Below are 22034 nucleotides of genomic sequence, written 5' to 3' on the forward strand. Positions count from 1 at the left end.
CCTGACCAGCCGACGAATACAAATCTGTCGCGCTTGAGCCAGTCATCGAGGACGTCAAACCATCCTCGCTCTGCTTGCGCGCGCCCCATTGCTATGGTCATAGCGCGGAATCTCCGAAATTTAAGTTATGAGTACAGATTGAATTTACTGTTCTATCCATGTTCTGCGGTAATGCAAAAAATGGGATCGAATATGAACAGTATTTACGTTTCTTTACCTTGTTATGAATTATATCGATATCTTTTAAGATTTTTCATCCCTTCTGATCCAAGTTGGGGATCTCTATCCAGGATGAGCAACTTCTGTAGACATTTGAGATACTAGAGATCGGTATGCCTTAGCTAGCTAGTGAATTGCTCATGTTTATTATTGATATTGCTCTGAGAAACACTCCTGCGATGTTGTCTGTGCAGCGCAAGACAGTAGAGGATGCTGAAACGGTTTACAAAGAAGTTTTGGATGCTATGCGGTCTGGTAACCCTGTCATTTTGGAACTGACCTGCGAAAAACAGCCCGATAAGAAGATGGGCATTTTAGTCAGCGAGATCTCGGCTGTTCAGCTTTCTGAGAAGACAGGCGCAGGTACATCATCGGGTAGACCTCCTGGATTTTTTGCATTGACAGCTGAGTCCTAGTTATGGAGTCATTTTGGTGGGGCTTAGGCTAGATCTGCGTCTCACCAAAATGTTGTGTTTACTAGTTCTCATTTTTGAGCTGCTTTTATGAGTGATTCGGCGATCGCCATCCGTGATCTCAGCTTTGAGTGGTCAACCCAATCTCCCGTGTTGAAGTCGTGCTCCTTAGAAGTGCCTAAGGGGCAATTTTGGATGCTCTTAGGCACAAATGGCAGTGGCAAATCCACCTTGCTCAAGCTGTTAGCGGGGTTATTACCCATCCAATCGGGGGAGATCGAGCTGCATAAACCTGTAGGGTTTGTGTTTCAAAATCCCGACCATCAACTCGTGATGCCGACGGTTGCCGCAGATGTCGCCTTTGGTCTGGTAGAAGAAAAACTATCCCTAGCGGAGGTGCGGCAACGGGTTGAAGATGCTTTAACAGCGGTCAATCTGTGGCATTTACAGCGACGACCCATTTATGCCCTGAGTGGTGGGCAAAAACAGCGAATTGCCCTGGCAGGGGCGATCGCGCGTCATTGCGATGTGTTGCTGTTAGATGAGCCAACCGCGTTGTTAGACCCAGAGAGCCAGCTTGATCTGGTTGCTCAGGTACAACGACTGGTGAAAAGCCGTGGGCTAACCGCCCTGTGGGTGACGCATCGGCTAGATGAACTGGAATACTGTGATGGAGCCTTTTTGTTAGAACAGGGGCGTGTTGTTGAGCAAGGCGATCCACAGCGGCTCAAGCAGCGACTGATCAGCAGTTCGCCTGCGGCATAGGTAGCCGTAGTAATTCCGGCGTTGCTGAATAGAGGGATGATTATTTTGACACAGACGTGAGCGAGACGCTCACACTCCTTTCAGGTGAATCGTTTAAACCAGTGCGAGCATCCTGCTCGCGACTAATTTATCTCCAAGATCAGCAACGCCGCAACTCATATATGTAATGAATTCGCGGCTATCAGAGCGAAGTCCGCCGACGCGGACTCTGGAAGGTGCAGAATTTGACGAACCGACGCAGGTCGGTTTCGCTTCTATAACGGTGGTTTTAACCGCCAAAATCCCGATCCCGAATTCACGTTAAATTTAGTGCTACTTGGTTGGTGTAGCTAATTGGGGTGGTTGGGCTAACACAGGCAGCGTTGATAGACCAAACTCCTCACGAATTGAGGGAGTCAGGGGACGAAAATTGACAAAAAAGGTTTTAACCCGACGGAGCACATGTCCTGTAGTTGGTTTGTTGCGATTACCAGAAGCGTTTTCGCCATGCGCATAGGTGTATAGTGCGCCAGCAAAGGGTAACGGTTCTAGTGGGTTGCCTTGATGAGCGAGAAGCTTCATAACGGTTGAATGCTTAGTGTAATAGCTCGCAAAATCCAAGGTTGGGTCGTGTAGATCCTCTGGCACTCTGGCTAGATCAGCACGCAGAATATTACAACTGCCACAGCGTTTATAAAAGTCATTGCGAGCCAAATAAATTTGCTGGCTTCCTTCCTCGTAGAGATAGCCTTGCCGCATATACCATCCGTTGGCATTGGGATGTTGATCGACGTAGGCGGCTAAGTGACGACTGACCAGATCGTCGGCATCAACTTTCATTACATGGGTGGGGTGCGATCGCAACGCATATTCGAGTGCTGTGAGATGCTTTTTCATGCGATCGCGCACCTTTTCAAAGCGAACATCGGCGGCTGGTACCGGAAAATCAACATTGATGTAAGTGATATTGGGATGATGAAACCCAATTTCCGGTCGTTCGTGACAAGCAACCACAATATTGAAGTTGGGTGAGGTTTGACTACAGAGTGAACGAAGGGTGCGTTCAAACAGCAGTGTGACTGTATCCCACGATTTAGAAACCTTAGGGCTTTGCAACGGAATCACAAAAGATAGCATGAGTTCCTCTCCACAGTTTTTAAGGAATAAGCAATCGGTCACAATTGGAATATTGAATTCATTGCCGATCCAAGGAGAGTATTTCTAATTCAAAGTGAATGAATTATTTGTGAGAGATGGCGGGGATACAACTCTCACTTCTTCTATGGAATGGCTAGAAGACAATCAATGCTTCAAGCTTCTAAAGATACTAAGTACTGCTATTCACAGATAGGGTTCGGAAATGAAGCCAGAGGGTATGAAATTGGCAGCAGCCAGAGGTTCCACCCCTGCATTCCAAATTCCCACCCCTATTTACAATAAGTTGTACTAAGCTGACGAAAAAGTTATGGAACTCATAATATTGGGTTGTTCTACCATTTTTTATATCAGCAAAATTCTAGCTTTGGAATGATTGACACAATATCAAACTAATTTTTTGAAGTCGATTTAATTGAACAGAAGCTTTGTTTGTGGAAGTTGCTTTGCAACAATTTAGACAAAGCAAAAATAAACTTTCAAGACTTAATATTACGTTCCAAAAATAAGTAAAGGTGAGTCAATGGGGTGAAGTTTACTTGAAGGATTACCTTACCTGTAAGGCGTTGCAGCTTTTACAGTAATTTATTCTACAGGAAGAGTAACCCCTGAATAGCTGCTCTTAATCATTAATGAGTAATTGATTGGTAGATAAAACAAAACTCCAGAACCGTGTCTGGAGTCGTGATTTGACAAAGGCTGAGATTGATATCTACTTTGTTCCGTAGAGGCGATCGCCCGCATCTCCCAATCCTGGAATAATGTAGCCGTGTTTATCTAGATAATGATCAATTGAAGCGGTATATACGGGTACTTCGGGGTGCTGTTCGTGAAAATGCTTTAACCCTTCCGGGGCTGCTAATAAGCACACGAATTTGATGGACAAAGGATTAGATTCTTTGAGGCGATCGACCGCAGCGATCGCAGAGTTTCCGGTTGCCAACATGGGATCAACAATTAACATATCGCGTTGTTCTACATCGATTGGCAATTTCAAGTAATATTCAACAGCAGTTAAAGTAATGGGTTCTCGATATAAGCCAATATGCCCGACTTTTGCATTTGGAATTAATTCCAACATGCCATCTAAAAGACCCTGGCCAGCCCGCATGATGGATACAATCACCATGCTTTTATCTGCTGCCAGGACGGGAGCCTCCATCTCTGTTAATGGTGTTTGAATTGTTTCATATTTGAGGGGTAAATCGCGTGTTACTTCATATGCCAAGAGCATTGCAATTTCCTTCAGTAACCGCCGAAAATCTTGCGTGTGAGTTTGCTTTTGGCGCATGAGCGTTAGCTTGTGCTGCACCAAAGGGTGGTTAATGACAATTACCTCTGCTGCCATTGATATCAGCTCAATTTATCTAAAGTAGTAAAAAATAGATGACATATTCTATAGGTGAAAATCAAAATAAGCAAGCAGTCTATGACCCCTTTTCTTTAGTTTTTTGCAAGGGATTGAGAGGTCATATTTTCTCACTTTAACTGTCGCCTTAATTGTCACCGCTTAATTGTCACTAATTGTGTAAACGAATAACAATTACAAAGGTCTTGAGTAGTAGAATACTGTACCATCAGTATGCAGGGTGCAACGTTATTCATATGACCGCAAATCAGCCAAAACCAAGATCGAGGCATATTATCTTAACGTCCCATCAAAATAGTGCTGGTGCAAAGGTGCCACCTATTGTGTGGGGAGCCGCTAGCCCTCGCGATCGCGGTCCCATTATCAGCTCTGTCAGGAGTGTTGCTGGTCGCAATGTCATTGGCACTCATGGCGGTTCTTATAGCGTTTATCGGGCATTGGCAGTCGCGAGCGGAGTGTTAGATCCCGATCATCGGGCTGACTTAACGAATACTTCGCCGATTGTCCATATTGGACCCCATCCTACCTGGGGCGACCCTGACAAAATCGTTTCCTTAGACCCGTTTGGGGCGATCGCCGGAGAGGTGTTTGCTGCTCTTTATCCCAGCGATTACGACATTCGTCCTACGATTGCGGTGACAAAAGCGCACATCACTATCCCGGAGTTGAAGGATGAAATCGCGGCAGGGCGGTTAAAGGTCGATGGTAAGTTGCTGAAACCCGATGGCAGTCTACTCGTTACCAAGGCTGCGATCGATCCCGTGTGGTATTTGCCAGGTATTGCTAAACGCCTGAATGTAGATGAATGGGAACTGCGGCGTATCCTGTTTCAACAAACTGGCGGAATGTTTCCTGAGTTGGTTACGCGCCCTGATTTACAGGTCTTTTTACCGCCGATTGGAGGGACAACGGTTTACATCATTGGTGATGTGGAGACGATCACTGATCCCACAAAACCCCTCGCGGTGCGGGTACATGATGAGTGCAACGGATCGGACGTGTTTGGTTCTGATATCTGTACCTGTCGCCCCTATCTGGTGCATGGCATTGAGGTGTGCATTCAAACTGCTCAAGCTGGGGGTGCGGGCGTCATTATCTACTGCCGCAAAGAGGGGCGGGCGTTGGGCGAGGTCACTAAGTTTTTGGTGTACAACGCTCGGAAGCGTCAGGAAGGGGGCGATCGCGCTGATGCCTATTTTATCCGTACCGAGTGTGTCGCGGGCGTGCAGGATATGCGCTTCCAGGAGTTGATGCCAGATGTGTTGCACTGGCTGGGCATCACGAAGATTGACCAACTTGTCTCGATGAGCAACATGAAGTACAACGCGATTACTCATGCAGGCATCGAAGTGGTGCAGCGGATTCCGATTCCGCCAGAGTTTATTCCGGCGGATGCTCAGGTGGAGATTGAAGCCAAGAAAGCGGCTGGCTATTACTCCGACAATGGCGTTTTAGAGCAAGATTTGCTGGCGCAGGTGAAGGGACGGGATTATTAGAAATAGGGAGTAGGGAGTGGGGAGTAGGTTTTGGGGTAAAGCTCCTTTTATCCTTTAGCCCTTATCCTTTAGCCTTTAAAACACTGTTCCGTCGCTCTGAATCTGGATGGGGGGAGTGCCTCCCGATCGCTTCTCAGCGGCGATCGCCCGTCCTGCTGCCCAGGTGCCGCCCTCTAGCACTTTGACCAGGGGAAGTTCTTGGGGAGTCAGGTTGAGGGTTTGGCGAATGGTGTTGGCGATCGCATCCAGCAATACGACAGTCAGTGCTCGCCACTCGACAATCACCTCTGAACTGGGGAGGTGTGGTTGTGTGGTCACGTTGGGGTGTTTTGCCTGGATCAAACCCATGTCAAAACACAGTCCACCGTTGCGATATTCGGCTAATCCGGTGAGTTGATCCAATCCGGTGATCTCGATGCCCAACTCCTGCAAGGGTTCCAGGAGTGAATAGGTCAGCCATTGAGACAGTTTGTGAAAAGGGACAAGGTTTGAGCCGAGAGCCGCTTGGGGCAGGGCTGAATGTGCCCAAACGTCCCCTAAATTGACTCCAGCGATCGCCACTCGACCTGCCCAGATTTCACTCAATCCCTGCAACACGGCTGCAAACACCTCGCTGGCAGCCAGTTTGTGTTGCTCAGTCCGTTGTGCTAGATAATCCACCAGATAACCGGGACGGGGATTAGTTTCACCAAAGAGTTGAGGATGACTGTGGAGTGCTTGCCCCAGTTGTTGCAATAACGCTAATCGCCCCTCTAACCCCACTAAAGGATTCTCATCTGTGACTTGAAAGCCTTGAGCCAGAGTCGTTTCAGTGAGTTGTTGTAACCCGGTTGCATCGACCTGCAAGGGATGGTCTGGATGGCTGGAGAAGAGTCCCTGACAGAACATCTGAAAGCTGGCAACCGCTAACCCCTCCGATCGTCGAAATACTTGCCCGGAGTCTGCTTCGACGTATTGCCATACGGCTCCGGCTCCGGCATCGAGCAACACACTGACAATGGCCAGATCAAACTTGGCTCTGGCTTGCTCTAATGGGCTGAGAGAAGCCAACTGCTGCTGAAGCTGAACGACTCTCGCCACCCCACCCACATCAAAATGCCGCCAACGGCTGTGAAACGGTACTTGCAGATCGGGGTAGTTGGCTTGCATCACCTGCAACACAAAGGCTGCGGTCGGTTCCAGTTGGCTCAGGTCACAGCGAAAATGCTGCAACTGATCTTGACAAGCTAACTCAAACAACTGATCACAGCGATCGCGAATTGCTTGAGGTGAGCGAAGATAGGCGATCGCCTCTTGCTCCGCCTGAGACACACCCTCAAAATTGGCTACCATTCACACTCTCATTCCCTTCTCGGTTTTTAGGGCAGCCGTGTAGGCTCTCCAACCGCCCCATTGCGTAATCTCTTGCTGATTTTCGCAGAGAAAGGGTTCACCCAACACCCCCAACACGGTTTCACCATCAATCAGGCGCACCTTACCAATGCAAAGACCGGGGGGTTCGCGCAGCAGAATACTGGAGATTCCCTCAGTGGGTACAGCCCACACCTCAACGGCGATCGCCCGTCCGCCGTGGGTTACGCGCAACATTGCCGGATGACAGTCATTAATTGACCAAAGGCGATAGTTGGGTTCTGTCAACGTTTCGCGGAGAAAAGTTGCACCCGCATTCAACAGGTTTTGGTTCAGTGCCAGCCCCCGCATCAAGGTGCCGTTCACTGCCAGACTAATTGCTTCCATGCCGAAGCTTCACTCCTCACTCAATATCGTTTCTAAACGGCGATCGCAGGTTGAGTTGCTAACTCCAACGCCTCTATCACAGCCGCTGCCGGAGCCGTCCAGCCAACGATGCCGCCCTGTGCCCGCACCATTTCTAAAGTCGATTGCTTAAACTCCGGAAAGTAACTCTCGGTACAGTCCTCCACCATCAGACACTCATAGCCGCGATCGTTTGCCTCTCGCATGGTCGTCTGGACACACACTTCTGTCGTTACTCCAGTGACCAGCAGATGGGTGATGCCCTTCTCCTTCAGCAGTGTCTCTAATGGTGTGGCATAAAACGCGCCTTTACCGGGTTTGAGAATCACCGTCTCATTTTGCAATGGGGCTAACTCTGGAATGATGCCATTGCCGGGTTCGTCCATAACTAGAATCCGCCCCATTGGTCCCTCATCCCCAATCTTGAGGGAACCCTTGCCACGATTGAGTTTTGAGGGAGGACAATCGGACAGATCAGGCTTGTGACACTCAATCGTGTGAAAAACAGGGAGTCCCTTTGCCCGAAAGGTTTCTAACAACTGCTTCAGCGTGGGGACGATCGCCTGTAGTCGCAACACATCATTTCCTAACGCATCGCCAAAGCCACCCGGCTCCATGAAATCGCGTTGCATATCGATAATAATTAATGCCAAAGAATGTAAGTTCTGAGGCAATTCGTAATCGTAAGGTTGAGCAGGAATAGAAGACATAGGGAAAAAAGGATAAAGGATGAAGGATAAGGGATAAAAAGGGAAGAATGAAGAAAAATCGTTAAGGCATCAGGGATAGAGGGAAGAATGAACTATTAGAACGCTTAAATTTGGGTTAGAGAATATGTTGCCTAAGAGGAATTCAATGTGAGGAGAGATTTGAATCAGAGAACTAAACAATTTGCATTGCAAATCATTAAACTCTATCAATCTCTACCTAAATCCACGGTGGCTCAAATCATCGGGAATCAAGTTCTAAGAAGTGGTACATCTGTTGGAGAACATTATCGAGAAGCCAATCGGAGCCGCTCTAATGCCGAACTCATCAGCAAAATAGAGGTTGGTCTTCAAGAGCTAGAGGAGACAGTTTATTGGCTTGAATTACTCGTAGAATCCAATACGATTCAATCAATTCAAATTAACGCGATTCTAGGGGAAGCAAACGAATTAAATGCGATTCTCACTGCTTGCGTTAAAACAGCAAAAACTCGAAAGATTGACCATTAGAAGTACTGAGCTTTTACTTTTATCCTTCATCCTTTAGCCTTTATCCTTCCTTCTAATGTCCTGCCATGCTGTGACCGATCGCCACAAAGTCGGCTTCACCAATGGGGCTTTCGTAGACGAATTCACCACCGCTGATGACCACAATGCGATCGCTCAGTTTGAGCAATTCGTCCAGGTCTTCGCTCACCAGTAACACGGCAACACCGCGATTTCGAGCATCGACAATTTGACCGTGAATGAAATCAACGGCGGCAAAGTCCAGACCGAAGCAGGGGTTCGCGGCAATCAGCAGGCGAATGTGATCCTCTGACAGTTCGCGAGCGAGAACGGCGCGTTGTACATTGCCCCCAGAGAGGTTGCTGATGGGGGTTTCGTGGGATGGGGTTTTGACGGAGAACTGAGCGATCAGGGTCTGTGCCATCTGGCGAATCGCTGCGAGAATCAGGAATACTCCTTTCGCTTGAGGGGGGCGATCGAACGTCCGCAATGCCATATTTTCGGCGACGCTCATGTGCGGCACACAGGCGTTACGAAGGGGTTCCTCTGGCAGGGAGAACACCCGATGCTTATACATTTCAGCCCGTGTTGCGCCATAGATTTCGCCATTGACGATCACCTGCCCTGACGTGGCTTCGCGTTGACCTGCCAACACTTCTACTAATTCCCGTTGACCGTTGCCAGAGATGCCTGCAATCCCGACGATCTCACCTGCGTGGACGGTTAAAGATACACCTTTGACTGCCTCAATCCCATTGTCCTTATTGGCGTGAATTTCTTTGATTTGCAGAACAGGCACGGCTTCCGGATGCACCACTTTCTCAACGGGTTTTGGTTCTTTCTTCTCACCCATCATCATCTCTGCCATGTCAGACACGGTGAGGTTTTTGACCAACCCATGTCCGGCAAATTTGCCCTTGCGGAGTACCGTGATCTCATCGGCAAATGCCATGACTTCCCGGAATTTGTGGGAGATCATCAACACGCTCAACTGTCCTGCTGTGACTTGTTCGCGGAGTAAGCCCAGCACTTCATCTGCCTCACCGGGGGTCAAGACGGAGGTTGGCTCATCCAAAATCAAAATGCGGCTGTGGAGATAGAGTTGCTTGAGGATCTCCAGCTTTTGCTTTTGTCCGGCGGCAAGTTGGGCGATCGGTGTTTCCAGAGGCACCTGAAACGGTGAGGTTTCCATAAATGCCCGTAACCCTTCCATTTCCTTTTTCCAGTTGATCAGCTTGGTGTTGTCAAACCGGGAGAGGACGAGGTTTTCTGCCACGGTCATCGCAGGCACAGAGGTGAAGTGCTGATACACCATGCCAATGCCAAACTTGTGAGCATCTTTGGGATTGGGAATGGCTACCTTTTTGCCGTCGATATAAATATCACCAGAGGTAGGCGTATAGAAGCCCATGATGCACTTCACTAGAGTGCTTTTTCCGGCTCCGTTCTCTCCTAAAAGAGCATGAAAACTCCCCGGTTTAATGGTCATTGAAACGTTATCCAGTGCCACCAATGAGCCAAATTGTTTGGTCATGTTGACGACTTGCAATTCAGCAGGTTTGAGGGCTGTCGTTGTCGAGGGAGCTTGAGACTTTCGGGTATCAATGATTTCAGTCATAGGAGGGAAAGGATAAAGGATGAACAATAAAGGATGAAAAAACGAAGAAGGATGAGGGATGAAAGAAGAAGGATGAAAAAAAGAGTTGAGATAGTAGGGATGGGTTTCAAGGTTTATAAATTTCCGTCTTTAGCCTTCATCCTTTAGCCTTTTGGCTGTATGGCTTCTAGTAAGGCAGTTGAGTCGGACACGGCTCCAAACACGCCGCCTTGCATTTTGATCATGTTGAGGGCAGCGAGATGGTTGCCATAGTCAGTGGCTCCGGTGCAGTCGGAGAGTAGTAGGCATTCGTAGCCGCGATCGTTGGCATCGCGCATGGTGGTGTGGACACAAACATCGGTGGTGATGCCAGTGAGGATGACGTTTTGAATGCCCTTGAGCTTGAGCAGCATGTCTAAGTCAGTGGCATAAAAGGAACCCTTGCCCGGTTTGTCGATGATGGGTTCACCGGGGAGGGGAGCTAGCTCAGGAATAATCTCCCAACCGGGTTCGCCGCGCACCAGAATTTTGCCACAGGGACCCAGATCACCGATGCCTGCTCCAATCTGGCGCGATCGCCACCGTTTGTTCTCCGGCAAATCTGACAGGTCAGGGCGATGTCCCTCACGAGTATGGATGATGGTGTAACCTCCCTCTCGCATGACACTCAAAAGCCGCTGAAGTGGGGCGATCGGGGCACGAGTCAGTGAGAGGTCATAGCCCATCTGATCGACATAGCCTCCCTGACCGCAAAAATCGGTTTGCATGTCGATGATGATCAGTGCCGTATTTTCGGGGCGCAAATCTCCGTTGTAGGGATATTTGTAGGGTTCGGCGTTGACGTAGAGGGGCATAGGAAGAGGGAAAAAGGATAAATGATGAAGGATAAAGGATAAAAGAAGAGAGAAAAAAGAAAAAGGATAAAAAAAGAGGAAGGAGAGAAGAAGGATGAAGGCTAAAGGATGAAATGGCGGGGATCAAGGTTTAACGATGTCTCCTGACCACTGACTCCTGACCACTAACTATTGACCATTGACTCCTGACCACTAACTATTGACCATTGACCACTGACTCCTGACCACTAACGCTTGCAGAACTTCAACTTTTATCCTTTATCCTTCAACTTTTATCCTTTCAAAATGGCGGTTAACTCCTCTCCGTGATAAAGCCGGGTGGGAGCAGGAAATCCACACGAGGTGCCGTCGGTGTAAACGACTTCATCTTCCCAGGGGAGGCGATAGCTGCCGTTCACCATGTCTTGCATGTAGGTATAGGGGCAATCTTGAGCACCGCCTTTAACCGCGACATAGCCCCGATGTCCAAATTGATAAATGTTGTTTTCAACGCTCCAGTGCTTGCGGGCTTCGCGCACGAGGTCGGGTCGCAGTTCCGCTGTGATGATCTCGTCGGGACGGTGACTGCCCATGACTAGAGGCGTGCCGTCAAAGTTGACGAACATTCCCTCACCCATGGAGTCAAAGGTGCCATCACTGCCGCACATGCATACGGAAGCGGTATACATCAGGTTGCAGAAGGCATTTGCCTGATTGGTGATTTGCCAGGTGTGACGAATGGGAGCGGTATAGCCTGCGGTGCGGATCATGATCTCTGCTCCTTTGTAGGCACACTCGCGAGCCATTTCTGGGAACATGCCGTCGTGGCAAATGATCAGGGCGATCGCACTGCCATTGGGTCCTTCACAGACAGGAATCCCAATATTCCCCGGTTCCCACGGTTCTACAGGCACCCAGGGATGGAGTTTGCGGTAGTAGAGCCGCATTTCCCCTTTGTCGTCGAGAATAATGCCGCTGTTGTAGGGGTTGCCGTTGGGGTTGTATTCCATGATGGAAAAGCAACCCCAAATTTGGTTATCACGGCAGGCTTGGCTGAATGCTGCCATCTCTGGCCCGTCCAACTTGCACATAATCTCTGGGTTGGTATCCATCGACAACCCGTGCAGCGCATATTCTGGAAACACCACCAGATCCATCGTTGGCATATTTCGGCGAGCTTTCCCGACCATATTGCAGATGCGTTGGGTCTGGCCAGCTAAATCGTCGGGAGTCACAACGTTAGGAAGTTGCAGTTGTACCATCCCTAGCACAACACCGTTTGGAGATTTGTTGAGTCCACCAAGTCCGCTCATAGCAAAGAAGAAAGGATAAACGATGAACGATAAAGGATGAGAAGAAAGGATAAATGATGAACGATAAAGGATAAAAGTGTAGAGAGCAGAGGAATGTTCGTTCCTTTATCCTTCAGCTTTTATCCTTTATCCTTCCTTCCTAGGTGTCTGTCCCCAAGGCTCCGGGGGCACCCGTTAGTGTCTTTTTCGGTGAGCAGGTGAGAATCATAATCAGAAGAGTCAACACATAGGGAGCAGCGTTAAACAGGTAATAGCCTTCCTTGATGCCGACGGATTGCAGCGCAGGTCCTAGAGCTTGTGCGCCACCGAAGAGCAGCGATGCCCAGAGACACTGAATGGGGTTCCACCGGGCAAAAATCACCAGGGCAACCGCCATCAATCCCTGACCGCTAGAGATGCGCTCTGTCCACACACCGGGATAGTAGAGCGAGAGGGATGCACCACCAATTCCAGCTAAAAAGCTGCCTGCGATCACACTCAACATCCGCACCTGGAAAATGGAAACGCCCATTGCTCTTGCGGCTTCGGGGCTGTCGCCCACTGCCCGGATGAACAGACCCCAGCGGGTGGATTGGAAGAACCACTGCATGATGGGGGCGATCGCCAACCCCAGCAAAAATAAAGGACTGATCTGCAACGCCGCTTGTAGAGCCGGAGCTAACCCATCACCGCCCAGATTTATCGTCGGCAACTGTGGTGCGGAGGGTTGAATGAACGGTTTTCCTAAGAAGAAAGCAATGCCACTCCCAAAAATGATCATGGCAATGCCGACTGCCACATCGTTAACCCTGGGTTGCTGTGAGAGCCAACCATGAATTGCGCCTAAGAAGCAACCTGCAATCCCGGCAACCAGCACCCCCAACCAGGGAGAACCTGTGAGGTAGGAGATGCCATAGGCACTCATGGCTCCCGTGAGCAAAACCCCCTCCAGACCGAGGTTGATTTTGCCGCTTTTTTCAGTCAGGCACTCGCCCAAACTGACAAACAAGAATGGAGTGCCACCGCGCATGGTTCCGGCGGCGATCGCCAACGGCACACCCCACCATCCCAATGCTTCTGCTGCTTCTGCTGTCATCGCACTAAATTTCCTACTAGATTGCTTGAGAAGATGATTGGCACTAGTAAAGCGTTTGGTTCAAAGTTTCGATGGTGTTCCAAACCTGCTAATAGCCTCCGTAAGAACCTCCTGTAGTCCTTCTGGGCAAGGGGGACGGCGACAGCCGGGGGCAGTAGTAACAGATCTGAAGCACGACTAGATAGTTGAACCGAATGCTTCACTCCTACTGGACGACTACAGGCTCTTGACCGGGTGTCGGGGGTGGAGATGGCGGAGCCACAATGGTTGGCTTTTCCTTAAAGAAGGCAAACCGACCATACAAGGAGTCGCTGTACATTACGACCAGGAAGACCAAGCCCTGGAACACCAGCACCGTTGCATCCGGCAGATTGTGCGATCGCTGCAAGATACCACCACTTGCCAAAATTCCACCCAGGAGCAGAGATACGGCTGACGCTGCCAGGGGGTTATGTCGTGCCACAAAGGCAACTAAAATGCCACCGTAGCCATAACCCACGTTCAACGACTCATTCGCTGCACCCTGCACAGCGGCAATTTCGACCATGCCTGCTAACCCTGCACAGGAGCCAGCCAGGAAGCAAATGATGATCGTCAATTGCCCCACAGGTAGCCCTGCAATTCGAGCGGCTCGAATGTTGCCTCCAGCGGTACGAGCCGCAAACCCAAAGGTTGTGCGTTGAATCAACACATAGGCAATAACACACGCAACCAACCCATAAATCAAACCCCAATGAACTCGCGTTCCGGGGATGCTGCCCATCATGTCTGCCTCAGGCAGCGGGAATGTGGATGGCTTGTTGAGCGAACTGGGGTCACGCCAGGGACCACCTACCAGATGGTTTAACAGGGCGATCGCCACATAGTTCAACAACAAACTGCTGATTGTCTCATTTACCGCTCGATAGTGACGCAATGCACCTGCGATCGCGATCCAGACACCGCCCGCAATCATCCCGGCGATCGCCATACCCAGCTGTACGCCGATTCCAGGTAAGCTATCCGCGAGAGACAGACCAACCGCGATCGCCGCTAACCCTCCAACGACCAACGCCCCCTCATTTCCGATAATCACCAGTCCCAATCGAGCCGGCAGTGCGGTACACAACGCACACAACATCAAAGGAGCCGCTCGAATCAGACTATTCTGCAAGGTGCTCCAACTGCCAAAGGCTGCCTTCCAGATCGAGGCATACACCGCAAAAGGATTCGCCCCCGCCAGAGCACAAAACACACCAAACAAAATCAACGAAAAGATCAATGCCGAAACTGGCAATACGATCGACTCTAATGTGCGCCGCCAGGCATAGCTGTTCATAGGAAAGGATGAAGGATAAGGGCTAAAGGACGAATAAAAAGGGTGAAGGATAAGGGCTAAAGGATGGAATGTAGACAAAGGTTGCAGAGCCACTTTTATCCTTCATCCTTCAGCCTTTCTCCCTACTTCACTTAGCTTCCAACCGAGCCAATTACCCCTTCAATCAGGTAGTTCATTCCTTCCAATTTGGGGTCTTGCTGCTTCAACTCTTCTCCAGCGGCAATCACGACGTTGCCCTGGTTGTCCTTCAATTCGCCTTTGTAGATCACCAGGCTGCCGTCCATCAGTTGGGCTTTGGCGGCTTCGCCTGCTGCCTTGGCTTCTTCCGTCACCGCAGGACCGTAATCGGAGATCTTACAGAATCCATCCTTCAAGCCACCCCGTAGCAGGTGAGGGATGCTGCCATCCATCAGGCTCTTACCGGAGTTGATGTCCTCTGCCAGTTGAGTGTAGATGTTCACCCAATCCCACTCGGCTCCAGTGAGGTAACCCTGGGGCGAGAGTTGGATCTGGTTCGCGTGATAGCCAGAGCTAAAGATGCCGCGTTTCTCTGCGGTTTCCATCACAACCTTGGGACTGTCTACGTGGCAGGTCAGCACATCAATGCCCTGGTCTGCCATGCTGTTTGCAGCTTCTGCTTCTTTGATTGGTTCTGCCCAGTTGCCCGTGAACACTACTTGAGTTGTGATTGCAGGGTTCACACTGCGAGCACCCAGCGTAAAGCTGTTGATATTCCGCAACACCTGAGGAATTGGTTTCGCCCCAATGAAGCCCAACTTGCCGGACTTGGACATGGTTCCTGCAACAACGCCTGCAACGTATTGTGCTTCGTCAATGTAGCCGTAATAGCTGCCCACATTCTTGGGATGGGTTCCTTCGACGTACAAACCACCACAGTGGAAGAACTGTACATCTGGATATTCCTCCGCCATCTTGAGAATGTGCGGGTCAAAATAGCCAAACGACGTGGGGAATAAAACTTTTGCACCATCGATGTCGATCATGCTCCGCATCGATTCGGCTACAGCGGTTGTCTCAGGAACGTTCGCTTCTTCGACTAACTTGACCCAACCCAACTTGCTTGACATCGCGGCAGCACCCTCAGCGTGTGCCTGGTTGTAGCCGTAGTCATCCTTAGGACCAACGTAGATAAAACCAATCGTCAGCCCTTCACCCCCACCAGCAGCATCCCCTGAGGCAGCAGGTTCACCGCTACACGCAGTCCCTAGCTTTGCTGTAACCCCAAATGCAGTTGTGGCTAACAGACCACGAATCACTTGACGACGAGATAAACCTAAAAACCGATTACTGCTCACTGCTTCGCTCCAGAGTAGTGGAATTGAGTTGTGCGGCTCAGAGCTTGTTCTGACATGCCTGTTGAGTTCAGTAGGGTACAGGAAGCACGTGAATAATTTGGGAAAAATTCGGGAAGAAATCGGGAAGAAAGCGGATTTGCGGTTCTAATGTACTAGGGTGGGATAGACTGCTTGAAATTCCCTGCGATCGCTGATTATGACCTCACGACAACAGCTCGACGTGATTATTGTGGCGGTGTATTTGATTTCCGTCGCTTACGTGCTGTACCGGGCATATCAGTCAATTTCAGAATACGTGGAAGAGCAGACGATCATTACCTTTGACAAAGCCGGGCTCGATAGTCAACTCGCCGAACGACAGTTAAAGGATGTGATCGATGTTAATTTCGGGTTTGGTGGGCGATATACCTTTGACCAACCCCAAGACCTGGGCATCACTGTGGCGAACAAGTCTAAAGACAAAACTTTGGAGATCGATTGGGATCGCTGTTCGATTCAATCCGATGGGCGATCGCGTCGAGTGATTCGCTTTCCGCCCGATCGCCGGGTTGATCTATCGCAACGGCAAGTATTCAGCGTGATTCCACCGGGAGGCGTGATTCGCGAGCGGGTCAGTGCGGAAGACTTATTGAAAGTCAATGCCAACAACGCCCTTGAGCCGAAAGGTCCGTTAGTGACGATCGCTGCCCTACCTCCTCCCGCCAAAGCGGCGTTTTTAAGCTCCACATCCGATATCAAGTTCTCGATGCGGCTCGCCGTGTGGATTGCAGACGATGTTGTGGAAGATCGCCCCAATGCTTTACACATGCTAAATTGCCAATTCTCGATTAAGCGTGTGCCGTTGAGTGAGTACTTACCCTGGAAACGGTAGATAGGGAAAGGATAAGGGAGATAGGGAAAGGATGAGGGATAAAAAGGAAAAAAGAATTCAAACCTCATAACCCGCTCACCTATCTCTTCCCCTACCCATCTCCTCAGCTACTCTTCTGTCCTCTGCCGTCGCACGACGTAAACTAAAGATAGGGCAAGAGTAGGCGCAGGCGGTTGCGGATACCTCTCTACGGGAGGTCATCTGAGGAAAGTCCGGACTCCCAAAAGACCAGACTTGCTGGGTAACGCCCAGTGCGAGCGATCGTGAGGATAGTGCCACAGAAACATACCGCCGATGGAAAGGATAGAGGAGGAAGGATATGAAGGATAAATTGATCTTTTTTTAGCCTTCATCCTTTAGCCCTTAGCCTTTCACAGGTAAGGGTGCAAAGGTGCGGTAAGAGCGCACCAGCAACATCGTGAGGTGTTGGCTCGGTAAACCCCGGTTGGGAGCAAGGTCGGAGGAACAAGGGTTGGTCTTTTTCCTGTTCCGCTTTATGGCACCGCTAGAGGCGTTTGGTAACAAACGTCCCAGATAGATAACTGCCCTCTGAATGCTTAGCATTGAGAGAACAGAACCCGGCTTATGTCCTGCTCTTCCCTTTCTAATCCTGTCTATGTCTGTTGATCCTCGTCGTTACAAACAATTGCAGCAGTTGATTCAAAAACTGGGATTGTCTGACGCTGCCCCAGTGCAATGGCAATTGCTTGATCTGGCGTTGACACATCCTACTCTGTCGCCAGAGGCAAACTATGAGCGATTGGAATTTGTGGGAGATGCGGTAATCCGTCTGGCTGCCGCTGAATTTTTGTTTGAGATGTATCCTGACGCAGATGAGGGAGAACTAGCCGCCATTCGGTCTGCTCTGGTGAGCGATCGCATCCTTTCCCAAATCGCTGAGAGTTATGGGCTCGATCGCTACCTCTTGATGAGTGCCCATACCTCTAACGACAAAGTCGGTCGTGAGACACGATTAGCGGCTGCCTTTGAAGCCCTATTAGCCGCGCTCTATCTCAGTACGCATACCCTCGATTTGGTGCGTCCCTGGCTTAGCGGGCATTTGCAGCACATGACAGACGTGATTCGGCGTGACCCCACCCTACAAAACTACAAAGGTGCATTACAAGCTTGGACACAGGCACATCATCAAACGCTCCCCGAATATCGCGTGACGGAAGTCGGGCAAGCTTACGGAGATGCCGAGCGGTTTGTGGCGGAAGTTTGGCTCGGTGGGCGACAATTGGGGCAGGGCAAAGGGCAATCTAAAAAAGCTGCCGAACAAGCTGCTGCCAAAGTTGCCTTCCTGACCTTACAAAAGGTCGTTTGAGCGTTACTTCAGTCCAGGGTGCGGGCACTCATAAAAGAGCAGGTGTAGGAGACTCGAATTGTGCAACAGCAACCACTGGGCATTGCGATTTTTGGCGCAGGACGATGGGGAGTTCACCTCATCCGCAATTTTTTAGATCATCCCCAGGCAAAGGTCGTTGCGATCGCTGATCCCCATCCCGATCGCCTACAAGCCCTGACCCAGCGGTTTAACCTTTCCTCGGACATCACTTTAACCACTGACTGGCAGACTGCGCTACAAGCTTTGGGAGTCAACGCTGTGGCGATCGCTACACCCGCCACAACTCACTTTGAACTCATCCAAGCGGCTCTCAAACAAGGACACCACGTCCTTGCCGAAAAACCCCTCACCCTTCATGAACAGGAATGTCTCGACCTCTGTCGGCTTGCTGAACATCAGCACCGACAACTTGTCATTGACCACACCTATTTGTTTCATCCCGCTGTGCAACGGGGTAGACAGGCAATGCAAGACAACCTGTTGGGTGAATTGCGCTACGGGTACGCCACACGCACTCACCTGGGGCCCGTCCGTCAGGATGTCGATGCTCTCTGGGATCTAGCCATTCATGACATCGCTATCTTGAACTATTGGTTGGGAGCCAGTCCTACCCATGTTCAGGCAAAAGGCAAGGTTTGGTTGCAACCCCACTCGACCGACAACCGGATCTTTCCCCAGGGTCTATCCGACCTGGTCAACGTTGAACTTCTCTATCCCAATGGGTTTCAAGCCTCTATTCATCTCTGCTGGTGTAACCCCGACAAACAGCGGCGACTTTGCATTGTCGGTGATCAGGGCACGCTGATTTTTGACGAACTGGCGACGGCTGCTCCGCTCACACTGCAACCCGGACACCTGGAGCGATCGCAAGACCAGTTTTTGCCCATCACCCAACCTCCCCAACCCTTACCTCTGGAACCAGCGGAGCCATTACGACAGGTATGCGATCACTTCCTCACCTGTGCCCAGCAAAACAATCCCTCCTCTATCTCATCGGGATGGGTGGGTACTCAACTCGTTCGTATCCTCAGTGCTCTCACAACCTCACTCAACAAGGGTGGGCAGACGGTAGAGATTGAATATAGCTTTGGTCAGAAAGCTTGAGGCAAAGGCAATGGCTCAACCCCGGATACTGGGGCTGCTGCCCGACTCGCCTCCGCCCCATCGAGTGTGGCTCCGGCTATAAATGTGAATTCGGGATCAGGGTTTTGACGGTTAAAACCGCCGCTATAGCAACTGAATGGCTTATTAGGACGGCGTGGCTGAATGTGATGCTCTGTCTTTCAGCCTCAGTTCTCAATCCTCAGTCCTGCATTGGTTCGTTATACCGATTTAATGTTTGATTGTCGCAGATCACTGGGTAGGGGTGTTTCGCGAAACGCCCTTACGGAATCATGTGCAGCAAAGCCAATTCAAATTGGTATTAAAGCCTGCATCTTCCGGAGTCCGCGTCGGCAGACTTCGCTTTCATAGCCACGAATGATTCATCAGGCTCTTAAACCGAACTGACGTTGTCTAGCTTCTTTGGCTGACGGGGGTTGATACCTCTGGCGTACCATCAACCTTAGAAGCATCCGACGGGACTTCAGGCGCATCGACAATCGGTAGGGCAATCTCAACGGTTGTTCCCTTATCTAACCCCTCACTTTGAAGCATAATGCTGCCACCCATCATCTCAACCAGATTTCGGGAGATAGCCAGTCCTAAACCAGTACCCTCATACTTGCGGGTCGTTGTGCCGTCTACCATGACAAAGGGACGGAAGAGTTTGTGCTGCTGCGCTGGATCAATCCCAATTCCAGTATCTTGAACCGAGATGACAATCCACGATTCGGAATGTTCCTGAGTTTGCCGCCCATTCTGCTCGTCAGCGTCTAGCGGCACACCGACAGCAGTTTCGACGCGAGTTCTAATCGTAATGCCGCCTTTGTCAGTAAATTTAGTGGCGTTATACACAACATTGAGCAGCACTTGCTTTAAGCGTGCCGGATCAACTCGTACCATGATTGGGTAAAACAATTCAGGTACAGTTAGTTGCAACCCTTTTTGTTGAATTTGAACAGCTTGAATATCAATTACTTCCTTGATGATCGTTCGCAAATCAACCAATTCGACCGAAAGGGGCAACCCTTTTTCCTCAATTCGTCGAATATCGAGTAGATCGTTGATGATTTTGAGCAGGTGAACAGCCGCCTTATCCGCTTGCTCTAAAAATTCTCGTTCTTCCTCTCGTGTATCACAGCACCCATCTTGTACCAGACGAATGCAGCCAATGATGGCGTTTAGAGGAGTTCGTAGCTCGTGTGATGTGTTCGCCAAAAACTCACTTTTAAGTTGGTTGGCTGCCTCGGCTTCTTGCCATGCTGCCTCTAGCTCTCTAGCGCGTTCTTCTAGACGGCTGACCATGTTATCGAGAACTCCTGATAGTTGGTTTAGCTCTCGAATTTTAAAATTCTTCGGTGCTCGTTCTAGTGGACCCCGTTTATGAATGCGACGGGCATATTTACCCAACTGCTCAATTGGACGAGACAAATCACGCGCCATGTAAAGCATTGCCAGCAGGTGAGCCGATACTAATCCTGTCGTCAAAATGAAGAGAATTTGAGTAATCGACTGCAAGCCTTGCAGTGCGTTATCTAATGGGGTGACGGCTAAAACTACCCATGTATGCGTTTCGGTTGCAGAGATGGGAATTTCAACAGGGGTAAACCCAGCCAACCACTCCGTTTCGTCACCAACAAAATCAAATAAATGGCGAGTGGCTCGCTCATCGCGCATGGCACTGGAGACGATATTTTCGTATCGCTCGGCATCAGATGCTTCTGACATGTTGCGTCCGAGCCATTCTGGAAGGGGATGTGCCAGGAAGGTACCGTCCTGGTCAATGACAACGGTGTAGCCGAGTAGTGACCATGGTTCAGCACTCTCAAGCTGTTTGACAACCGCCTGAGCTGTCAGGCTATATCGCAGTTTTCCATCTACATAGACTGGCGTGCTCATCTCAAGCGTCAGTTGGCTCTGCATTGTCCCCTGGTTCTCTCGATTGGAGGTATCGATGTTTAACAGATGAGCTCTGAGCAGGTCATCTTCAGAGGGTGTCGGGGAGAAAGTAGCCTGGTCAACAGACACGAGCACTTCGGAGCCACAAGTGCTGGCAATCAGCTGCTTAGTTTGCAAATCGGTCAACTGCAAACAACGGATATCGGTAGGCAGTTGGGGCAACAGCTCGGTCAATAAGGCTTGAGAGGCAGGCTTAGAACCGGATTGCAGCAGTGATGTTTGACTGGCGATCGCCAGACTGGTTTGCAGTGCCTCAAGCGAAGACTGAATTGTATCCGCCTTACGAATCGCACTCTCCATCAAGTTTTGGCGGGCAGTATCGAGTAGGCTAGTGCGAGCTTTGCGAAAGGTCACCGCCACGCCTAGCAACAGGATGGGAATACTGAAAATGAGAATTCGTGATAATAGGATGCGGCGAAAGGAGGATTGACCTAGCATAGCCATATCGATTCTACCCAGGGGCACGGAACCTGCTTTTACAGATTAATATTCAATTAGCTTCGGAAGGGGGAACATCTGTACAAAAAGGAGAGTTTTTCAATGACTCTTCATCTGCATAAAGAAATAAATGTACCTGCCGAAGTCAACTAAACACCCAAAGCAATTGATACACGAAACTCACATTGGCTCAAAAGCCTAATATAGCAGTCCTGAATCAGGATGGGATAGAGAATTGCCGTTGTGACAGATGAGAGCAAACGATTGCTGATTGTTTAAGGGCAAGATGACTGTCAAAAACTCAGCAGCATGGATGGTGATACGTTTTCCCTTGCATAGAAGCTAAAGACCTAGTTTAGCTGTAGCTACATTTAATGGGGCGGAGGTGAACCGAAAACCTTCCTGCAATCAGGGTTTGAGCCATTGTCTTTGCCTTAAGCTTTTTGACCAAAGCTAGGATATTGCACTTGCCAATGATCGGTATCACCTTGCAATGAGAT

Annotated in this window: 20 protein-coding genes and 1 other RNA gene; 9 read left to right on the forward strand and 12 right to left on the reverse strand. The window is 49.9% G+C overall.

Annotation, left to right across the window (positions count from 1 at the left end; genetic code table 11):
- Nucleotides 1–359 precede the first annotated feature (359 nt).
- The 3 genes from H6G89_RS23555 (at nucleotide 360) to H6G89_RS23565 (ending at nucleotide 1701) form a co-directional block, all read left to right on the forward strand.
- The gene (locus tag H6G89_RS23555; protein ID WP_190511016.1) at nucleotides 360–635 is read left to right on the forward strand and encodes a hypothetical protein; all 276 of its coding nucleotides are present in this window, start codon (nucleotides 360–362) and stop codon (nucleotides 633–635) included.
- 87 nt (nucleotides 636–722) lie between these two features.
- On the forward strand, nucleotides 723–1397 hold the full coding sequence (locus tag H6G89_RS23560; RefSeq protein ID WP_190511018.1) for an energy-coupling factor ABC transporter ATP-binding protein: 675 nt from the start codon (nucleotides 723–725) through the stop codon (nucleotides 1395–1397).
- Nucleotides 1398–1563: 166 nt separating this feature from the next.
- The gene (locus H6G89_RS23565; RefSeq protein ID WP_190511020.1) at nucleotides 1564–1701 is read left to right on the forward strand and encodes a hypothetical protein; all 138 of its coding nucleotides are present in this window, start codon (nucleotides 1564–1566) and stop codon (nucleotides 1699–1701) included.
- A gap of 8 nt (nucleotides 1702–1709) precedes the next feature.
- Here the strand turns inward: H6G89_RS23565 and H6G89_RS23570 are convergent, their stop codons facing one another.
- On the reverse strand, nucleotides 1710–2513 hold the full coding sequence (locus tag H6G89_RS23570; RefSeq protein ID WP_190511022.1) for a glycosyltransferase family 2 protein: 804 nt from the start codon (nucleotides 2511–2513) through the stop codon (nucleotides 1710–1712).
- Nucleotides 2514–3243: 730 nt separating this feature from the next.
- Nucleotides 3244–3879: a uracil phosphoribosyltransferase gene (upp, locus tag H6G89_RS23575; protein ID WP_190511024.1), complete on the reverse strand. Its 636-nt coding sequence runs from the start codon at nucleotides 3877–3879 to the stop codon at nucleotides 3244–3246.
- A gap of 257 nt (nucleotides 3880–4136) precedes the next feature.
- On the opposite strand from upp, the gene H6G89_RS23580 reads away from it, so the two are divergent.
- Nucleotides 4137–5396: a GTP cyclohydrolase II gene (locus H6G89_RS23580; protein WP_190511026.1), complete on the forward strand. Its 1260-nt coding sequence runs from the start codon at nucleotides 4137–4139 to the stop codon at nucleotides 5394–5396.
- A gap of 75 nt (nucleotides 5397–5471) precedes the next feature.
- Here the strand turns inward: H6G89_RS23580 and H6G89_RS23585 are convergent, their stop codons facing one another.
- The 3 genes from H6G89_RS23585 to H6G89_RS23595 are packed head-to-tail and all read right to left on the reverse strand — an operon-like array spanning nucleotide 5472 to nucleotide 7861.
- Complete coding sequence (locus H6G89_RS23585) at nucleotides 5472–6728, reverse strand: URC4/urg3 family protein (RefSeq protein ID WP_190511027.1); 1257 nt, start codon at nucleotides 6726–6728, stop codon at nucleotides 5472–5474.
- Complete coding sequence (locus H6G89_RS23590) at nucleotides 6729–7133, reverse strand: allophanate hydrolase-related protein (protein WP_190511029.1); 405 nt, start codon at nucleotides 7131–7133, stop codon at nucleotides 6729–6731.
- Nucleotides 7134–7165: 32 nt separating this feature from the next.
- Nucleotides 7166–7861 carry a cysteine hydrolase family protein gene (locus H6G89_RS23595; RefSeq protein ID WP_190511032.1) on the reverse strand — a complete coding sequence of 232 codons (696 nt, stop codon included), beginning with the start codon at nucleotides 7859–7861 and terminating at the stop codon, nucleotides 7166–7168.
- A gap of 147 nt (nucleotides 7862–8008) precedes the next feature.
- Here H6G89_RS23595 and H6G89_RS23600 point away from each other — a divergent pair, with 147 nt between their 5' ends.
- Nucleotides 8009–8368 carry a four helix bundle protein gene (locus tag H6G89_RS23600; RefSeq protein ID WP_190511034.1) on the forward strand — a complete coding sequence of 120 codons (360 nt, stop codon included), beginning with the start codon at nucleotides 8009–8011 and terminating at the stop codon, nucleotides 8366–8368.
- A 52-nt stretch (nucleotides 8369–8420) separates the two neighbouring features.
- On the opposite strand, the gene H6G89_RS23605 is transcribed toward H6G89_RS23600, so the two are convergent.
- The 6 genes from H6G89_RS23605 to H6G89_RS23630 form a co-directional block, all read right to left on the reverse strand.
- The gene (locus tag H6G89_RS23605) at nucleotides 8421–9983 is read right to left on the reverse strand and encodes an ABC transporter ATP-binding protein (RefSeq protein ID WP_190511036.1); all 1563 of its coding nucleotides are present in this window, start codon (nucleotides 9981–9983) and stop codon (nucleotides 8421–8423) included.
- Between the two features lie 143 nt (nucleotides 9984–10126).
- Entirely contained in the window at nucleotides 10127–10816 is a 690-nt protein-coding gene (gene biuH / locus H6G89_RS23610) for a biuret amidohydrolase (protein ID WP_190511037.1), read from the reverse strand.
- Nucleotides 10817–11088: 272 nt separating this feature from the next.
- A complete protein-coding gene (locus H6G89_RS23615) occupies nucleotides 11089–12108 on the reverse strand; it encodes a formamidase (RefSeq protein ID WP_190511039.1) in 1020 nt (339 codons plus the stop codon).
- Nucleotides 12109–12247: 139 nt separating this feature from the next.
- Complete coding sequence (locus H6G89_RS23620) at nucleotides 12248–13183, reverse strand: ABC transporter permease (RefSeq protein ID WP_190511041.1); 936 nt, start codon at nucleotides 13181–13183, stop codon at nucleotides 12248–12250.
- 205 nt (nucleotides 13184–13388) lie between these two features.
- Entirely contained in the window at nucleotides 13389–14501 is a 1113-nt protein-coding gene (locus H6G89_RS23625) for an ABC transporter permease (protein WP_190511043.1), read from the reverse strand.
- A gap of 131 nt (nucleotides 14502–14632) precedes the next feature.
- Nucleotides 14633–15817, reverse strand: a complete 1185-nt coding sequence (locus H6G89_RS23630) for a BMP family ABC transporter substrate-binding protein (protein ID WP_190511044.1) — start codon at nucleotides 15815–15817, stop codon at nucleotides 14633–14635.
- 196 nt (nucleotides 15818–16013) lie between these two features.
- Between H6G89_RS23630 and H6G89_RS23635 the strand changes: the two genes are divergently transcribed.
- The 4 genes from H6G89_RS23635 (at nucleotide 16014) to H6G89_RS23650 (ending at nucleotide 19140) form a co-directional block, all read left to right on the forward strand.
- On the forward strand, nucleotides 16014–16688 hold the full coding sequence (locus H6G89_RS23635; protein ID WP_190511046.1) for a hypothetical protein: 675 nt from the start codon (nucleotides 16014–16016) through the stop codon (nucleotides 16686–16688).
- A gap of 156 nt (nucleotides 16689–16844) precedes the next feature.
- Nucleotides 16845–17289, forward strand: an RNA gene (gene rnpB, locus H6G89_RS23640) — RNase P RNA component class A.
- A gap of 15 nt (nucleotides 17290–17304) precedes the next feature.
- The gene (rnc, locus tag H6G89_RS23645) at nucleotides 17305–18015 is read left to right on the forward strand and encodes a ribonuclease III (protein ID WP_190511048.1); all 711 of its coding nucleotides are present in this window, start codon (nucleotides 17305–17307) and stop codon (nucleotides 18013–18015) included.
- Nucleotides 18016–18075: 60 nt separating this feature from the next.
- Complete coding sequence (locus H6G89_RS23650) at nucleotides 18076–19140, forward strand: Gfo/Idh/MocA family protein (RefSeq protein ID WP_309230090.1); 1065 nt, start codon at nucleotides 18076–18078, stop codon at nucleotides 19138–19140.
- A 411-nt stretch (nucleotides 19141–19551) separates the two neighbouring features.
- Here the strand turns inward: H6G89_RS23650 and H6G89_RS23655 are convergent, their stop codons facing one another.
- A complete protein-coding gene (locus H6G89_RS23655) occupies nucleotides 19552–21540 on the reverse strand; it encodes a sensor histidine kinase (RefSeq protein ID WP_190511050.1) in 1989 nt (662 codons plus the stop codon).
- Nucleotides 21541–22034 lie beyond the last annotated feature (494 nt).

The organism is Oscillatoria sp. FACHB-1407 (assembly GCF_014697545.1).
Lineage (GTDB): Bacteria > Cyanobacteriota > Cyanobacteriia > Elainellales > Elainellaceae > FACHB-1407.